Raw genomic sequence first — 14,536 nt, forward strand, 5'->3', positions numbered from 1 at the left:
CTCATCCCACCCCGTGGATGTGGGTGAGCTCCGGTGTGGCTCCGGCCAGCCTTACCTCGATGACGTCGATGCGCACCGACGACCACGAACCCCCCTGTGCCGCGAGCCAGATACCCGCGAGCCGCCGCAGTCTGCGCAGCTTGGCGTACGTCACGGCCTCCGCGGGAGTTCCAAATCGCTGCCCGGTTCGGGTCTTCACCTCGACAAAGACCAGTAGATCGCCGCAGACCGCGACAATGTCGAGTTCCCCGTGCCGACATCGCCAATTGCGATCGAGAACTGTGAACCCGTGCTGCCGGAGGTAGTCGGCGGCCAGATCCTCTCCATGAATGCCGATCTGCGACCTGCTCAGGGAATGTGTCATGGCCCAAACCATTCCGATCGGGCCCGACAGCGATGCACTAGCGCGCTACGTCGATCGGTAGTTAATCCACAAGCGTGAGTTCATCCACAGACAGGGGGGTGCCCCTAGTTCCACATCTTGACCGGATGAACCACCGGCGCGACCTTGCCGATCGCTCCGGATGCGGGGGCCGGCAAGTCTTTTTCATTGGGCGCCGACTTGATCTCGGCATCGTGATTCGCGATGCAAACATCCTTGGCCGTCTTCGACGGCGCACAGTGCACCGGACTCCCCGATACCGTCGCGCCCGGCGAGCCCATCGGCAGGGCTACCACAACTACCGGCACAGTCATGGCGATCATTCTCGTCAGCAAAGCACCCATTGGCAGAGGATGGGGCACAAACACCGGGCTCGCAACTCGAACGCGGCCTCCCGGGCGGCAACTCCCATGACAACGCCAGGAAATCAGCCCGATCCCAACAGATCAGCGCAAGCCACACGCCGAACGTTAGCGCGGCGCGCCGTTCTCCAGCCGGTCCAGCAGCGATTCGAGCGCCTCTTCGAACTCGGTCGCGCTGTGATCCTCGCTGAGTTGTTTCTGCATGCGCTGCAGGTTGGGATAGCTCGACAGGCTGCGCAACGTCTTCTCCGGCAGTTCGTCCTCGACCGAACTCAGCGAGGCTCCGCGGGCGGACACCTCCAAGAGCAGCTGGCCCAGCAGGAAGGTGGTGTAGGCACGGTAGGCCGACACTGCGGCGCGATCGTCGAAACCGTAGGAGATCAGCGTGTCCAGGAATGTCTCCATCCACTTCATGCTCCGCAGCGGCGGCCGCACCCACGGGGCTTCCGGCGGCCGGGTAGCCAATGTCGGAAACAGATGCGGATGGCCAATGGCGATCTCCCGTACCCCGTGCGCAAGCCGCACCAGGTAGTCCTGCCAACCATCTTCCTGCCGGCGGGCCGCCAACTGATCGTCGTACAGCTTGTCCACCAAGTGGTCCACGATTCCGCCGAGCAGGTCCTGACGGCCATGCACGTGGCGATACAGGGCCATTGCCTCCACGCCACAGGCAGAACCGAGCCGCCGCATGGTCAGCTGATCCAACCCCTCGCTGTCCACCAGAGCTATCGCGGTATCGAGGATCTCGGCACGGGTCAGTGATCGCGGTCGACGCCCTTCAGCGCCACCGGCAACCGTTCCGCTTTCCGTCTCGTCCACTGCGTCCGTCACTCCCACCGTGCATTTCTGGGCTCGGGCCATGACGGCGTCCCCGTGGCGGCTTCGCCGTCCACAAAACGGTACCCCGGCCAGCTAAACACCTGGCCAGCGCCTATTTGTTTACTAAGTAGTTTACGTAGTACACAACCCTTGCTACGGTTGTTTCAGTTGCCTCACTACGGGGTAACCAAGAGCGGTTGCACCGCACACACGCACTGAAAAGGAGCGAGACATGAGCGATGACAACAAGGACAGCGGATTCGAAGCCGGGATCAAGGGCGTCGTCGAAGACGTCAAGGGCAAAGTGAAAGAGGCCGCCGGCAAGCTCACCGGCGACGAGTCGCTGGAACGCGAAGGCCAGGCACAGCAGGACAAGGCCGAGGCTCAGCGCGAGGTGGCGACCAAGGAAGCCGAAGCCGAAAAGGCCCGCGCCGAGGCCGCTGTGCACGAGGCCCGGGAAGACGCCGAGAAGTAGGACCGACACCGCAGCAGCGCGCCCATACCCACGAGAGTCAGGAAACCACAAATGATTTCACCACTGGCCGCGAACGTCGCGGCAGCGCATCTCGGTTTTGGCATCGGCTGGATCGCATGGATCGTGATCGGCGGGCTCGCCGGTTGGGTGGCCAGCAAGATCATGGACACCGATGCTCAGCAGGGCCTGCTGCTGAACATCGTGGTGGGAATCGTGGGCGCGTTGCTCGGCGGGTTCCTGCTGAGCCTGTTCGATGTCGGCACCTACGGCTTTGGCTGGGTCCTGACATTCATCACCGCATTGGTCGGTGCGTGCATTCTGCTGTTCCTCGTGCGTCTGGTCACCGGCAGACGGTGACCAGCACACATCCCAACAGTCCTCAACAGAAGGGTCGGTAGTGATTCCGTCCATATCGAAGAAGTTCGCAGTGGCCGTATTCGCGGTCACCGCTGTTTCGCTGGCAGGTTGTTCCGACGTCATCAATCAGGGGGGTGACACCACCTGCAAGGAATTTCTCACCCAAGACGACAACGCACAGAACGATGCGGTCACCAAGATGCTGAAGGACGAGAACCAACAAGAGCCCAGCGGTCTGCAAACCACGGCGGCCAAGAATTCCGCGATGGCCTATTGCAAGACTCTCGGCAACGAAAAAAGCAAGATCAAAGAAGCCCCACACATCTAACTCGGGAGCATCCCATGAAGACGCGAACAGTTAAGCCCGCCAAGGTTTTTGCCGGATGCGCCATCGCGCTCGGCGCAGCCTTGGCCGGATGTGGCACCAATAACGATGGCGGTCCCACAAGCACCAGCACCACAACGACCACCACGACGACGACCACCACGACCATCACGCCCGCACCCAGCGGCGCGCCCGAGGGCACTCCGGCCCCCGGACCGACTGGAGGTGGCGGGCCGGATGGCGGCTCGGGCGCCATTCCCGGTGGCCCGACTGGAGGCGGCGGCCCCGAAGGTGGCAGCGGAAGCATCCCGGGCGGCCCCACCGGCGGCGGCGGCCCCGAGGGCGGTGGCGGCCACATTCCGGGTGTCGGCGGCGGCCACGGCGGACCGGGCGGTGGCGGCGGGTGCGTCGACAACGTCGGTTGCGTCAGCATCCCGTAAATCACCCCACGGCCGAGCTGCGTCTGCAGGAGATCTACTCCGGCAGGCGCAGCTCTGGTTTGTCGACCTCTTCGATGTTGACGTCCTTGAACGTGATGACGCGCACGTGCTTGACGAACCGTGCCGGCCGGAACAGATCCCAGACCCACGCGTCGGACAGCCGCAGTTCGAAGTACACCTCGGAGTCGGTGTTCCGCGGAATCACCTCGACGCTATTGGCCAGGTAAAACCGTCGTTCAGTCTCCACCACATAGCTGAACTGCCCAACGATGTCCTTGTACTCGCGATATAGCGAGAGTTCCATCTCGGTTTCGTACTTTTCGAGGTCTTCGGCGCTCATAGGCCTTCCATTATCCCCCTGTATCCGATTCTCTTGGCGCAAGCGGCCGCATCAAAGAACTTCCCATGGCCGCGTTACGGACATTCACGAACGACTGTCGGTGCTGAGCCGATGGTCCCAGACGCCGCAATGCCTCGGTGTGGACGGCTGTGCTGTACCCCTTGTGTACCGCGAATCCGTATCCAGGGTGATCGGAATCCATGTTCACCATCACCCGGTCCCGGCTCACCTTCGCCAATACGCTGGCCGCCGCGATACAGGCCGCCGACGCGTCACCCCCGATCACCGGCAGCGACGGCACCGGCAATCCCGGCACCCGGAAACCGTCCGTCAGCACATACCCGGGCTTTACGCCCAGACCTGCCACCGCCCGGCGCATTCCCTCGATATTGGCCACGTGAACGCCAATGCGGTCCACCTCATCGGCAGGCACCGACACCACATGGTAGGCCTCGGCGTACCGGCAGATGAGAGGAAACAGCGTCTCGCGCATCTTCTCGGTGAGCTTCTTCGAGTCGTTAAGCGCGGCGAGGCTCTTACGCTGATTGGAGCCCAGCACACAGGCCGCGATCACCAACGGACCCGCGCAGGCCCCACGTCCCGCCTCGTCCACACCGGCGACCGGGCCTAAACCCACTCTGTCGAGCGTCAATTCGAGCGTTCGCAATCCGGATGCCTTGCGAATCACCGTGCGTGGCGGCCAGCTGGTACTCATCCCGCGAAAGCTAGGTCTGGGGATTAACCGTCTTGACCGCACCCCAACGACCGGGCGGCCATGCGATGAATCGCGCCTTGCCGATGACGTTGGCCACGGGCACCGTGCCGATGTTCGGGTCGCCGGTGCAATAGATCTTGTGGTCGATATCGACGTCGAGTCCGGCGTCGCGATCCCGGCTCTGGCAGTGCGCACGGGAGTCTCCGCTATGGGTACGGTTGTCCCCCATCATCCAGAGCTTGCCCTCGGGCACCTTGACCGGGCCGAACGGGAAACCCCAGCAGCCATCGATATTCGGACCGATGGTTTCCGGGTCAAGATAGGGCTCGTCCAGTTTCTTACCGTTGACGGTCAGGCCCGTGTTGGGACGACATTCCACGGTCTGCCCACCGGTGGCGATAACTCGTTTCACCAGGTCATTCTCATCGGGCGGAACCACACCGATAAAGGAAAGAGCGTTCTGCACGTAACGGACCGCGGTGTTGGACGAACGGATCGACCGATAGTTACCGTTCCATTCCGGCGGACCCTTGAAGACAACCACTTCGCCGGGCTGCGGCTCGGAAAATCGGAAGACCACCTTGTCGACCATGATCCGGTCGCCGGTGCATCCACGGCATCCATGCAACGTCGGCTCCATCGATTCCGACGGGATGAGATACGGCCGGGCGATGAAGTTCTGTGTGATGCAGTAAAGCACCAGAGCAATCAGCAGCAGAACGCCCACCTCACGCAGCATTCCGGATCCGCCCTCATCGGAGTCGGATGCGTCTTTGGAATCCTGCGCCGGGTCTTCGTCGGTGGAGTCCACCGCAGACACCTTCTCGGCGGCGTCGTGCTCGACATTGTCGCCGACGGTCTCGAACTGTCCAAGAGACTGACGGGAGTCATCCAACGTCACATCGCCGAAAACCTTCTCCGCCTGCGGATCCCATGCGGTAAGTCCAGTCTCGTCTTCGATGATCTTCGCCAGTCGCATCAAATGCTCGATGCGCGAGTCGAATTCATCGGACGTCGCCGAACCGTACGAAACTCCCATACCCACACCGTCCGGCGCATAGTTCACCTGCGCAGTGGTAACGGAGTCGGAGAGTTCCCAGGTGCCGTCCGAGCCCTCGAAAACCTCGGGCGCGTTCATGTCGGCGACGAGCCGGGAACGCAGATCCGACGATTCCTTCAGCGGATGTTCGTTCTCCGGAACGTGTTCGAAGTCCTGGGGAGGATGCTGACGCACGAAGTAGACGTCATAGGACACTATGGACGTCCTCTACCGGGGCGGGGCCAGTGTCCCGGCTCGGTCAGCGCTTCTCCTTGATCTTGGCCTTCTTACCGCGCAACTCGCGCAGGTAGTACAGCTTGGCGCGACGGACCGCACCGCGGGTCAAGATCTCGATGTGGTCGATGTTGGGCGAGTGCACCGGGAAGGTGCGCTCGACGCCAACGCCGTAGCTCTCCTTGCGGACGGTAAAGGTCGCGCTCACGCCACCGCCGGAACGACGCAGCACGACGCCCTTGAAGACCTGGATACGCTCCTTGGAGCCCTCGATCACCTTGACGTGCACATTGATGGTGTCGCCGGGACGGAAGTCAGGCACGTCCTCGCGCAGCGACGCCTGGTCGACAAAGTCCAGCGTGTTCATCGGTGATACATCCTCGCGGTCGCGCGGCCGGGTGGCATGCGAAAGTGCACCTCAGCCGATCATTAGTTGCTTAATCCTGTCTGGGTTCGCCGATACAGCGGCAGACAGCTAGTCAATTGTGCCAGACAGAGGCCCTTCCAGTGAAATCGCCCACCAGAGCACCCCTTGGGCAGGAGTTATCCAGGAAGTACTAGTAGGCTACCGTGACCGGAACACCCGTCACATGGGTAACCACGGGTAACAAAACCAGATTCTGACCGCAGAGGGGGTCCACGTCATGCGCGGCCAGCATCTGTTTGTGGGCTTGACGCTCACCGCAGCGACCGCGTTGACCTCTGGGTGTGTGGCGTCCGTGCGTAGCGATCCGGCCACTCCGGTGCTGGCCGTGGTGAGCGCTCCCGCGGAGACGCCTCCGGTCTTCGAGGTGGAGAGCCCCACCTCTTTTGAGACGCTCCCCGAGCGCACCACCGCGGCGACCACTCAGGCCAAGAGCGCCGGCGCCACGCTGACCGCCGTGATCAAGGATCGCGCGTCGGGTGCGGTCGTATCCAATGGCAACAACAGCACCATCGCCATCGCATCGGTGGCAAAGCTTTTCATCGCCGACGACCTGCTCATGCGTGAATCGCAGGGCGAGGTCACCCTGACCCCCGCCGATCGTGCGGCCTTCGACCGAATGCTGCAGTCCTCTGACGACAGCGCGGCCGAGGTCTTTTGGCAGCGTGGTGGCGGCAATTCGATCATCACCCGCGTGGCCGCGCGGTATGGGCTTGCCTCCACCAACGTGCCCTCCGACGGGATGTGGTGGAACACCATCAGCACTGCCAATGACCTGGTCCAGTACTACGACATGCTGCTCTCCGGCACGGGCGGGCTGCCCCCCGAGCGGGCAAACATCATCGTGGACGATCTGAGCCGCTCGACACCCAATGGCATCGACGGGTACCCACAGCGTTTCGGCATCCCCGACGGCATTCCCGGCGAACCCGTCGCGGTGAAGCAGGGCTGGATGTGCTGCGTGGGCTCGGCGTGGATGCACCTTTCGACGGGCGTCGTGGGCCCGGACCGGCGATTCATCGTGGTGGTGTCGTCACTGCAGACCGCCAACGATGTGACGGCGCGCAACACGCTAACTCAGGCCGTCGCCACCATGTTCCCCGGTGGGCGAATCGAAACCGAGTAGATCTGGGCGCCGCTCAATAGTGCGCTGACGCGACTGTTCGGCCCGCCAGGCCGCGATCTTGGCGTGATCTCCCGAGAGCAGCACCGGTGGCACATCCATCCCCCGCCAGCTCGGCGGTCTGGTGTACGACGGCCCCTCCAAGAGGCTGGCCATTCCCTCGGAGTGTGAATCTTCCTGTGCGGAAAGCGCGTTGCCCAGCACACCGGGAACCAGACGCAACACCGCTTCGATGATCACCAGAGCAGCGGCCTCGCCGCCGTTGAGTACGTAGTCACCGATCGACACCTCGCGCACCCGCATCCGTGTCGCGGCGTCGTCGGCGACGCGCTGGTCGATTCCCTCGTACCGCCCACATGCGATCACCAGATGATCTTCGGTGGACCACTGCCAGGCGGTCTCCTGGGTGAACGGGTAGCCAGCGGGTGTCGGCACCACCAAAAGCGTTTCAGATGTGCAGATCTCATCCAGCGCATCGCCCCAGACCGTCGGCTTCATCACCATGCCGGGCCCACCACCGTATGGCGAGTCATCGACGGACTTGTGCACGTCGTGCGTCCAGCGCCGCAGATCATGCACCGCGACATCGACCAAACCAGCGTCAATAGCCTTGCCCGGCAAGGACTGCCGCACGGGTTGCAGATATTCCGGGAAGATCGTGACGACGTCTATTTTCATGACGGGATTCTCACGACAGATCCAGCAGCCCTTCCGGGGGGTCAATCTCGATAACCTTGTCCGCCAAAGAGATCGACGTGACGATCGCGGAGACGAACGGCACCAGAATCTCCCGCCGCTCGGACCCACGCACCGAAAGCAATTCCCCACCGGGGGTATGCAAGACCTCGGAAACGGTGCCGACGGCGGCCCCGTCCAGAGTCCGCACCGCGAGCCCTTCGAGCTGGTGATCGTAGAACTCGTCAGGATCCTCGATCGGTGGGAGATCGGTGGTGTCCACCATGAAAAGGGTTCCCCGCAACGCATCAGCCGCGTCACGATCGGATACGCCGGCGAACCTGATCAGCAACCGCCCACTGTGCTCACGCACCGATTCGACGGTGAACCGGCGGCTGCCACCGCCACGGGGCAGCCGTCCGGTCAATACCGAACCAACAGCGAAACGCTCGTCGGGATCGTCGGTACGGACCTCCACCGACAACTCGCCGGTGACGCCGTGCGCCCTGGCGATACGCCCGACCACTAGCTCCATGGAGCTACCGGTCGGTGTCCACCACGTCGACCCGGATGCCACGGCCGCCCACACCTGCGACGAGGGTGCGCAGGGCGGTGGCGGTGCGCCCGCCCCGACCGATCACCTTTCCGAGATCGTCGGGGTGGACGTGAACCTCCACGGTGCGGCCGCGACGGTTCGTCACCAGGTCAACGCGGACATCATCGGGGTTGTCGACGATTCCTCGCACCAAGTGCTCGACGGCATCGACCACAACAGAACTCATCTGAGGTCCTATTCGCTTGCGGCGTCAGCAGACTCGGCGGCCGGCTCTTCGGCCGGAGCCTCGGCCTCGGCGGCCTCGGCCTTCTTGGGGGCCTTCTTCTTTTTCTGCTGGATGGCCTCGCCGGTGGGGGCGCCGTCGGCCTCGGCCAGGGCGGCGTTGAACAGGTCCAGCTTGCTCGGCTTGGGCTCCTTGACCTTCAGGGTGCCCTCAGCGCCGGGCAGACCCTTGAACTTCTGCCAGTCACCGGTGATCTTCAGCAGGGCCAGCACCGGATCGGTCGGCTGCGCACCAACGGACAGCCAGTACTGCGCGCGCTCGGAATCGATCTCGATCAGGCTGGGCTCTTCCTTCGGGTGGTACCGGCCGATCACCTCGATGGCACGGCCTTCGCGGCGGGTGCGGGCATCGGCGACCTGGATGCGGTACTGGGGGTTACGGATCTTCCCGAGGCGGGTGAGCTTGATCTTGACAGCCATGACTACAAATTCTCCTTGAGGTATCACGCGGCAATTCGGCGATTCATGCGGGAGTGCATGATCCGGTTTTGCCTCGCGTGGGTCTGACCACTGGTGGCCTTAGCCAAATCGCGGACCGGGCCATTGTGCCAGACCGGCGCCTACCAGCTCAAATCCCGCCGAAACTACGGTTTCTGATGCATCGCCCGAGTGGCCCGCACACAATACGGCGTGTCGGCGTCTAGGTGACGTCTCGGTGAGTTGGGCGGCTAGGTGAGTCGGCTGAAGCATTTCGTCTCGACCCGCCGGGTCAGGCGCCAACCGTGCCGGGTCCGCACGGCCGCATCGTCGTACCAAAGCCCAAGGAAAAGCACCTGTTCGGTATCGCCTGCGGGCACCATCGGGTTGAAACACAGGCTACGGACCTGCGCAGAGGAACGCTCTGCGCCACCTTCCGAATCGAAGGTGATCGACACGTTTCCCAGCATGTGCGCGTACATCGGGAACGCCGGCAACACCTGCGCCAACCACGCCTTGACGTCCGGGTACTCCCCGTCGATACCGCCCATCGCGCGATAGTCGATATAGGCATCGTTGGTGAACACTTCGTCCAGATCATCGAACTGGCGGGTGTCGATGGCGGTGGCGTAGTCGACCAAGAGCTGTTGAATCTGCAGGCGGTCGGAAACCTCGTCGAGAGTCCAAGCGGATGTCATAGCTTGTGAGCATGCCCACTCGGACCGAAATCATCACGCAATTCGTCCCGAACTCTCCGTTATGTCAGCATCTGGGAATCACGCTGACCGAGATCGGTGACGATCGCGCGGTGTTGCACATGCCTTTCAAATCCGAGCTGGCGACGATGGGCCAGACCGTGCATGGCGGCGCCATCGCGACCCTCGCCGATACCGCCGCCATGGCAGCGGCATGGGCCGACGACGTGGTGCCCGAGAAGTTCGGTGGCGCAACGGCTTCGCTTGCCGTCAACTACGTTTGCGCGGCCAACGCCGCCGACCTTACCGCGGTGGGCCAGGTGGTCCGCCGCGGTAAGCGGCTATCGAACATCGAGGTCACGGTGTGCGATTCCGCGGGCCAAGTGGTCGCAAAGGCGCTGGCCACCTACAACTTCGCCTAGGCGGCACCAACAGCGTCCCCGGCCAACAGCTCCCGGACGCGCGGGATGACCTCGGTGCCATAGAGCTCCACGTTCTGCATGCCCAACCCCGGCTGTGCGGCCTGATACACCAAGCTGAACCTGTCGGCACCGAGACCGCGAATGGTCTTGGCCATCTTGACCGCCACGGTGTCGGGCGACCCGACGTACAACGAGCCGGCCTTCACCTCCGCCAGATAATCCTCGTAGCGCGGGGCCGGCCACCCCCGCTCACGTCCGATCGTGGTGCGCAGCTCGCGGAATCCTGGCCAGTACTGCGCGATCGCCTCCTCATCCGATTCGGCGATATGCCCGGGACTGTGAATGCCCAGCGGCATCGGCTCGGTGACACCTAGCTCGCGCTGGGCGCGACGGTAGAGGTCCACGTACGGCTCAAACCGCATCGGATTGCCGCCGATGATCGCCAGGATCATCGGTATGCGGTACCGCACGCTGCGGACCACGGATTCGGGCGATCCGCCCACTCCGACCCAGGCCCGCAGCCCCTCGGCCGTCTTGGGGTAAACCTCGACGTTGTCCAATGCCGAGCGCAACGTGCCCGACCAGGTCACCGGCGCCCCCGGCAACAGCTTGGCCATCAGATCGAACTTCTCGTTGAAGAGTTCGTCGTAGTCGGCCAGGTCGTAGCCGAACAGCGGGAAGGAATCAGTGAACGATCCCCGGCCGAGCACCAATTCGGCTCGCCCATTGGAGATACCGTCGAGGGTCGCGAAGCGTTGGTACACCCGCACCGGGTCGTCGGTGCTGAGCACGGTCACGGCGGTCGCGAGGGTGATCCGCTCGGTACGAGCCGCGATGGCGGCCAGCATCGTCTCGGGCGACTCCCCCACGAACTCGGCGCGGTGGTGCTCGCCGATCGCGAAGATATCGACACCTACCTGGTCGGCTCGCACCCCCTCCTCCACGACCGCACGGATCGCTTCGGGGTTGGTCATGCCCGCGGGGACGTCGGCGAAGGTGTCCAAACCAAACTGCACGTGATGTGTCATGACCACATAAACGGACTGCAGTCCGCTTATGTTCCCAAGGCATTCCCAGCTGCGATTCATCCTGTGTTTACCCGATGCGCACCGCCCTCTGGTTCGCAGACGCTACGAATCAAGGATGAGCCGCACGCCCGAAAACAGTCCGACGACGGTCGACAACCTGCAAGCCCTGTCGGTCACCGATCTCCTGGCGGCCCGCGACCTCTATCACCACCACCTCACCAACAAACCCAACGTGGTAGGGACGGCTATCGGTCGCTATCTGATTCGTGAGCAACCCGGCGGCGCGCGCACACTCGTCAATTCGCGGGTGGAGCAGGGATTTTCCTGGCCATGCGTCATGGTCTTCATCAGCGACTGGGCGGCGCCCAAGTCGCTGACCCCGTACGACTATGTGCCCAAGCAACTGTTCATGCCCGACGGGCGCGTGGTCCCGGTGTGCAAGGTGCAAGTGGATCCGGCGCCCGTGTCCACCACCACCCCGCGGCACCCGGCCCCGGCGCGCTGGCCCACCACACTGCTGGGCGGCGGCCTGCCCGTCGTCGTCGATGTCCAGAACCAGTCGCACACCGCGACCGCGGGCTGCCTGGTCTCCGACGGCCACTCGCTGTACGCACTGACCAACCGGCACGTGTGCGGGCCCGCGGGGCAAGAGATCGACATGGTGCGAGGTCTGGCCCGCTCCCGGATCGGCGTATCCAGCGGACAACAGCTCACCAGGCTGCCTTTCGGCGAGGTGTACCCCTTCTCGATGACGAACACCTACCTCACGCTGGACATCGGACTCGTCGACGTCGATGACGCTGGGGACTGGACCTCTACCGCCTACGGCATCGGCGATATCGGCCCGATGGTCGACACCGGCGACATGACCAACGGGCTGGATTTGATCGGCCAGCCCGTGGTGGCACATGGCGCAAGCTCCGGCCTGGTGGGGGGCAAGGTCATGGCGCTGTTCTATCGATACAAGTCGGTGGGCGGTTCGGAGTATGTGTCGGACTTTCTCATCGCCCCGGATCCACAAGGGCCACAAACGGTTCCCGGCGACTCCGGGATGGTCTGGCACCTCACCGAGAACCGTGCGCGACCCGCGCCGCTGGCCGTGGAATGGGGTGGGCAGGCCTTTCTGGACGACGCCACCCGGTGCACGCTGAATTTTGCGCTCGCAACGAGCCTGAGCACGGTGTGCAATCTCCTCGACGTGGAACCTGTCGTCGGGCAACAAGATGGCGCCCAGCCGTTTTGGGGACAGACCGGGCACTACAGCATTGCAACCTTCACTCTCGATGCCATCCGCTCACCGAATCTGAAGACGCTGATGCAGGCCAATCTGGACGCCATCAGCTTCTCGCTGTCCGAGTTGGACCCCAAATCCATCGCCCAGCGCCTCAAGGAGGCCCGCAGCAACCCGGACGGCATCATTCCGCTGGCCGACGTGCCGGATCTGGTCTGGAAGAACCTGCCAAACAAGGTGGTGGGCGGCCGCGACGATCACATGGTCGGATATCGCTCACAGGGCCCCGAGCACCCATGCCACTACGCCGATATCGACGAACCCGGGCCCGACGGCTCGATCGTGCGAGACCTGTGTCTGCAGGACATCGCCAATCTCACGGTGACCAAATGGCAGCAGTTCTACGACGAGCGCGGACACCGCACGCCGGACAAACGCGGCCTGCTGCCATTCCGGGTGTGGCAGTTCTACGACGCGATGGTTGGCTTCGCCAAAAGTAGGCAGGTCGACCAGTTCGTTTGTGCGGCGGGTCTATTGGCGCACTACGTGGGCGACGCCTCGCAACCGCTGCACGGCAGTTACCTGGCAGACGGATATCCGGACGGAACGGGAGCCGGTGTCCACTCGTGCTACGAGTCAAAGATGATCGACCGATACGCCCGGCAGTTGGTGGCCGCCATACCGGCGGACCTCGCCACGCTGGGCGATCTGGAGCTGATAGACGATGGCCAGCACGCGGCACTGGCGACCGTCGAACTCATGGACCGATCGGCCCAGCGGTTGCCGCCGACTCAGCTGGTGGACGCCTTCGTGGCGTTGGGAGGCAAACCCGTGGTCGCAACCCAAGACGGGTTGTGGTCCCGGTTTGGTGAGCAAACGGGGCTCCTGATGGCCGACAGCGCCCGCACACTTGCCATGATCTGGGATAGCGCATGGGCAGCCGGCAGTGGGGACAAGATCAAAAAGTCTGCGCTGCAAGCTATTCCACATGATCGACTGCGAGAGCTGTATCAACAGCGGCAGTTCGTGGAATCGCTGGACCTGGATCATGTGGAAACCGCCCTGCGCTAGTGTCGGATCCGATGTCCACTCTGCGAATCCGTGCCCTGGCGGTGCTCAGCGTCCTGTTCTTGTCCACACTCCCTGTCGGCGTCGCCCGTGCGGACATGGCTGCCCCGCCGCCCGAGGGACCCGCGCAGGCCTGGTTGGTGGCAGATCTGGACTCGGGCCAGATCCTGGCCGCCCGCGACCCCTACGCGACCCACGCCCCCGCCAGCACCATCAAGGTGCTGCTGGCACTGGTCGCGCTCGATGAGGTGCCGATGGACGCCACGGTGGTGGCCGACGCCGCGGACGCGAAGGCCGAATGTAACTGTGTAGGCATCAAGGCGGGACAGACCTACACCGCGCGGGAGCTGCTGGACGCCGCGCTGTTGGAGTCCGGCAACGACGCGGCCAACACCCTGGCCCATCTGCTCGGCGGGCGGCAAGCCACCGTCGACAAGATGAACGCCAAGGCCGCTGCCTTGGGCGCCACCTCCACGCACACCGATTCGCCGTCCGGCCTGGACGCACCCGGCATGGACATGCGCACCAGCCCTCACGACTTGGCGGTCATCTTCCGGGCCGCGCTGGCCAATCCGGTGTTCGCCGAGATCACCGCCCAGCCGAGCGCGCCGTTCCCCGGGCGCGGATTGCACAATCAGAATGAGCTGATGTACCGCTATCCCGGCGTGATCGGCGGCAAGACGGGCTTCACCGATATCGCCCGCAAGACATATGTCGTGGCCGCCGAGCGCGACGGCAAGCGCCTGGTGGTGTCGATGATGTACGGCCTGGTACATGAGGGGGGCCCGACGTACTGGGATCAGGCCGCCAGCCTGTTCGACTGGGGCTTTGTCAATGACGGTTCGAGCAGTGTCGGTTCGCTCTAGCTCTTTGAGTTAAGCACCTGGAGCACGGTTTCGCCGGTGCGGACCCGGCACATCGCCTCGGCCAGCGCCACGGCGTCCCTGGGCGAGATCTGTGCCACCGCATTGCCGCCCGCGGCCGCCTCCTGAACAGCGGCCGATTTTGCTGTGTCATCCATGGCGTTGAAGTCTCGGCACAGCGTCTCGGCGTGCGCCGACGCCGGGAGCGAGACCGCCAAGATCCAGCTCGCCAGCACCACCCCGGCACAACGCATGCCGGGCACT

At 63.7% G+C, this 14,536-nt stretch carries 22 protein-coding genes; 8 read left to right on the top strand and 14 right to left on the bottom strand.

Annotation, left to right across the window (positions count from 1 at the left end; all coding sequences use genetic code 11):
• Position 1 precedes the first annotated feature (1 nt).
• From MAB_RS16285 to MAB_RS16295, 3 genes are all read right to left on the bottom strand, one after another.
• Positions 2–364: a YraN family protein gene (locus tag MAB_RS16285; protein WP_005081582.1), complete on the bottom strand. Its 363-nt coding sequence runs from the start codon at positions 362–364 to the stop codon at positions 2–4.
• A gap of 104 nt (positions 365–468) precedes the next feature.
• On the bottom strand, positions 469–705 hold the full coding sequence (locus tag MAB_RS16290) for a hypothetical protein (RefSeq protein WP_005056992.1): 237 nt from the start codon (positions 703–705) through the stop codon (positions 469–471).
• 147 nt (positions 706–852) lie between these two features.
• Positions 853–1,605, bottom strand: a complete 753-nt coding sequence (locus tag MAB_RS16295) for a TetR/AcrR family transcriptional regulator (protein WP_005133116.1) — start codon at positions 1,603–1,605, stop codon at positions 853–855.
• Between the two features lie 190 nt (positions 1,606–1,795).
• Between MAB_RS16295 and mbp1 the strand changes: the two genes are divergently transcribed.
• From mbp1 to MAB_RS16315, 4 genes are read left to right on the top strand one after another with little or no spacing between them, the layout of a single operon-like run.
• A complete protein-coding gene (mbp1, locus tag MAB_RS16300; RefSeq protein ID WP_005056990.1) occupies positions 1,796–2,038 on the top strand; it encodes a microaggregate-binding protein 1 in 243 nt (80 codons plus the stop codon).
• 51 nt (positions 2,039–2,089) lie between these two features.
• The gene (locus MAB_RS16305; RefSeq protein ID WP_005056989.1) at positions 2,090–2,395 is read left to right on the top strand and encodes a GlsB/YeaQ/YmgE family stress response membrane protein; all 306 of its coding nucleotides are present in this window, start codon (positions 2,090–2,092) and stop codon (positions 2,393–2,395) included.
• Positions 2,396–2,435: 40 nt separating this feature from the next.
• Complete coding sequence (locus MAB_RS16310) at positions 2,436–2,723, top strand: hypothetical protein (protein ID WP_005081575.1); 288 nt, start codon at positions 2,436–2,438, stop codon at positions 2,721–2,723.
• Positions 2,724–2,737: 14 nt separating this feature from the next.
• On the top strand, positions 2,738–3,160 hold the full coding sequence (locus MAB_RS16315; RefSeq protein WP_005069579.1) for a hypothetical protein: 423 nt from the start codon (positions 2,738–2,740) through the stop codon (positions 3,158–3,160).
• Between the two features lie 34 nt (positions 3,161–3,194).
• Here MAB_RS16315 and MAB_RS16320 read toward each other — a convergent pair whose 3' ends face one another.
• From MAB_RS16320 to rplS, 4 genes are read right to left on the bottom strand one after another with little or no spacing between them, the layout of a single operon-like run.
• On the bottom strand, positions 3,195–3,500 hold the full coding sequence (locus MAB_RS16320; RefSeq protein ID WP_005056986.1) for a DUF2469 domain-containing protein: 306 nt from the start codon (positions 3,498–3,500) through the stop codon (positions 3,195–3,197).
• 10 nt (positions 3,501–3,510) lie between these two features.
• Positions 3,511–4,215, bottom strand: coding sequence for a ribonuclease HII (locus MAB_RS16325; protein ID WP_005087713.1), 705 nt, complete (start codon positions 4,213–4,215; stop codon positions 3,511–3,513).
• Between the two features lie 10 nt (positions 4,216–4,225).
• Entirely contained in the window at positions 4,226–5,470 is a 1,245-nt protein-coding gene (gene lepB, locus MAB_RS16330) for a signal peptidase I (RefSeq protein WP_005111673.1), read from the bottom strand.
• Between the two features lie 43 nt (positions 5,471–5,513).
• The gene (gene rplS / locus MAB_RS16335) at positions 5,514–5,855 is read right to left on the bottom strand and encodes a 50S ribosomal protein L19 (protein WP_005056983.1); all 342 of its coding nucleotides are present in this window, start codon (positions 5,853–5,855) and stop codon (positions 5,514–5,516) included.
• Between the two features lie 277 nt (positions 5,856–6,132).
• Between rplS and MAB_RS16340 the strand changes: the two genes are divergently transcribed.
• The gene (locus MAB_RS16340) at positions 6,133–7,038 is read left to right on the top strand and encodes a serine hydrolase (protein WP_005081570.1); all 906 of its coding nucleotides are present in this window, start codon (positions 6,133–6,135) and stop codon (positions 7,036–7,038) included.
• On the opposite strand, the gene trmD is transcribed toward MAB_RS16340, so the two are convergent.
• From trmD to MAB_RS16365, 5 genes are all read right to left on the bottom strand, one after another.
• Entirely contained in the window at positions 6,985–7,713 is a 729-nt protein-coding gene (trmD, locus tag MAB_RS16345; RefSeq protein WP_012296649.1) for a tRNA (guanosine(37)-N1)-methyltransferase TrmD, read from the bottom strand. The genes MAB_RS16340 and trmD overlap by 54 nt on opposite strands.
• Positions 7,714–7,723: 10 nt before the next feature.
• Positions 7,724–8,245, bottom strand: coding sequence for a ribosome maturation factor RimM (gene rimM, locus MAB_RS16350; protein ID WP_005111677.1), 522 nt, complete (start codon positions 8,243–8,245; stop codon positions 7,724–7,726).
• A gap of 4 nt (positions 8,246–8,249) precedes the next feature.
• Positions 8,250–8,492, bottom strand: coding sequence for an RNA-binding protein (locus MAB_RS16355; RefSeq protein ID WP_005081564.1), 243 nt, complete (start codon positions 8,490–8,492; stop codon positions 8,250–8,252).
• Positions 8,493–8,500: 8 nt separating this feature from the next.
• Complete coding sequence (gene rpsP, locus MAB_RS16360; protein ID WP_005111678.1) at positions 8,501–8,968, bottom strand: 30S ribosomal protein S16; 468 nt, start codon at positions 8,966–8,968, stop codon at positions 8,501–8,503.
• Between the two features lie 248 nt (positions 8,969–9,216).
• On the bottom strand, positions 9,217–9,663 hold the full coding sequence (locus MAB_RS16365) for a nuclear transport factor 2 family protein (RefSeq protein ID WP_005056977.1): 447 nt from the start codon (positions 9,661–9,663) through the stop codon (positions 9,217–9,219).
• A gap of 11 nt (positions 9,664–9,674) precedes the next feature.
• Here MAB_RS16365 and MAB_RS16370 point away from each other — a divergent pair, with 11 nt between their 5' ends.
• On the top strand, positions 9,675–10,082 hold the full coding sequence (locus tag MAB_RS16370; RefSeq protein ID WP_005081558.1) for a PaaI family thioesterase: 408 nt from the start codon (positions 9,675–9,677) through the stop codon (positions 10,080–10,082).
• Here MAB_RS16370 and MAB_RS16375 read toward each other — a convergent pair.
• On the bottom strand, positions 10,079–11,098 hold the full coding sequence (locus MAB_RS16375; RefSeq protein ID WP_005093909.1) for an LLM class flavin-dependent oxidoreductase: 1,020 nt from the start codon (positions 11,096–11,098) through the stop codon (positions 10,079–10,081). The two genes, MAB_RS16370 and MAB_RS16375, sit on opposite strands and share 4 nt — an antisense overlap.
• A 127-nt stretch (positions 11,099–11,225) precedes the next feature.
• Between MAB_RS16375 and MAB_RS16380 the strand changes: the two genes are divergently transcribed.
• Positions 11,226–13,412 (top strand): Nal1-like putative serine protease, encoded by a 2,187-nt coding sequence (locus MAB_RS16380; protein WP_005111681.1) that lies wholly within the window; start codon positions 11,226–11,228, stop codon positions 13,410–13,412.
• A complete protein-coding gene (locus tag MAB_RS16385; protein WP_005076957.1) occupies positions 13,412–14,275 on the top strand; it encodes a D-alanyl-D-alanine carboxypeptidase family protein in 864 nt (287 codons plus the stop codon). Before MAB_RS16380 ends, MAB_RS16385 begins: the two co-directional genes overlap by 1 nt.
• On the opposite strand, the gene MAB_RS16390 is transcribed toward MAB_RS16385, so the two are convergent.
• A complete protein-coding gene (locus tag MAB_RS16390; protein ID WP_005093912.1) occupies positions 14,272–14,535 on the bottom strand; it encodes a hypothetical protein in 264 nt (87 codons plus the stop codon). The two genes, MAB_RS16385 and MAB_RS16390, sit on opposite strands and share 4 nt — an antisense overlap.
• Between the last annotated feature and the right edge of the window lies 1 nt (position 14,536).

Source organism: Mycobacteroides abscessus ATCC 19977, from assembly GCF_000069185.1.
Classification (GTDB): domain Bacteria; phylum Actinomycetota; class Actinomycetes; order Mycobacteriales; family Mycobacteriaceae; genus Mycobacterium; species Mycobacterium abscessus.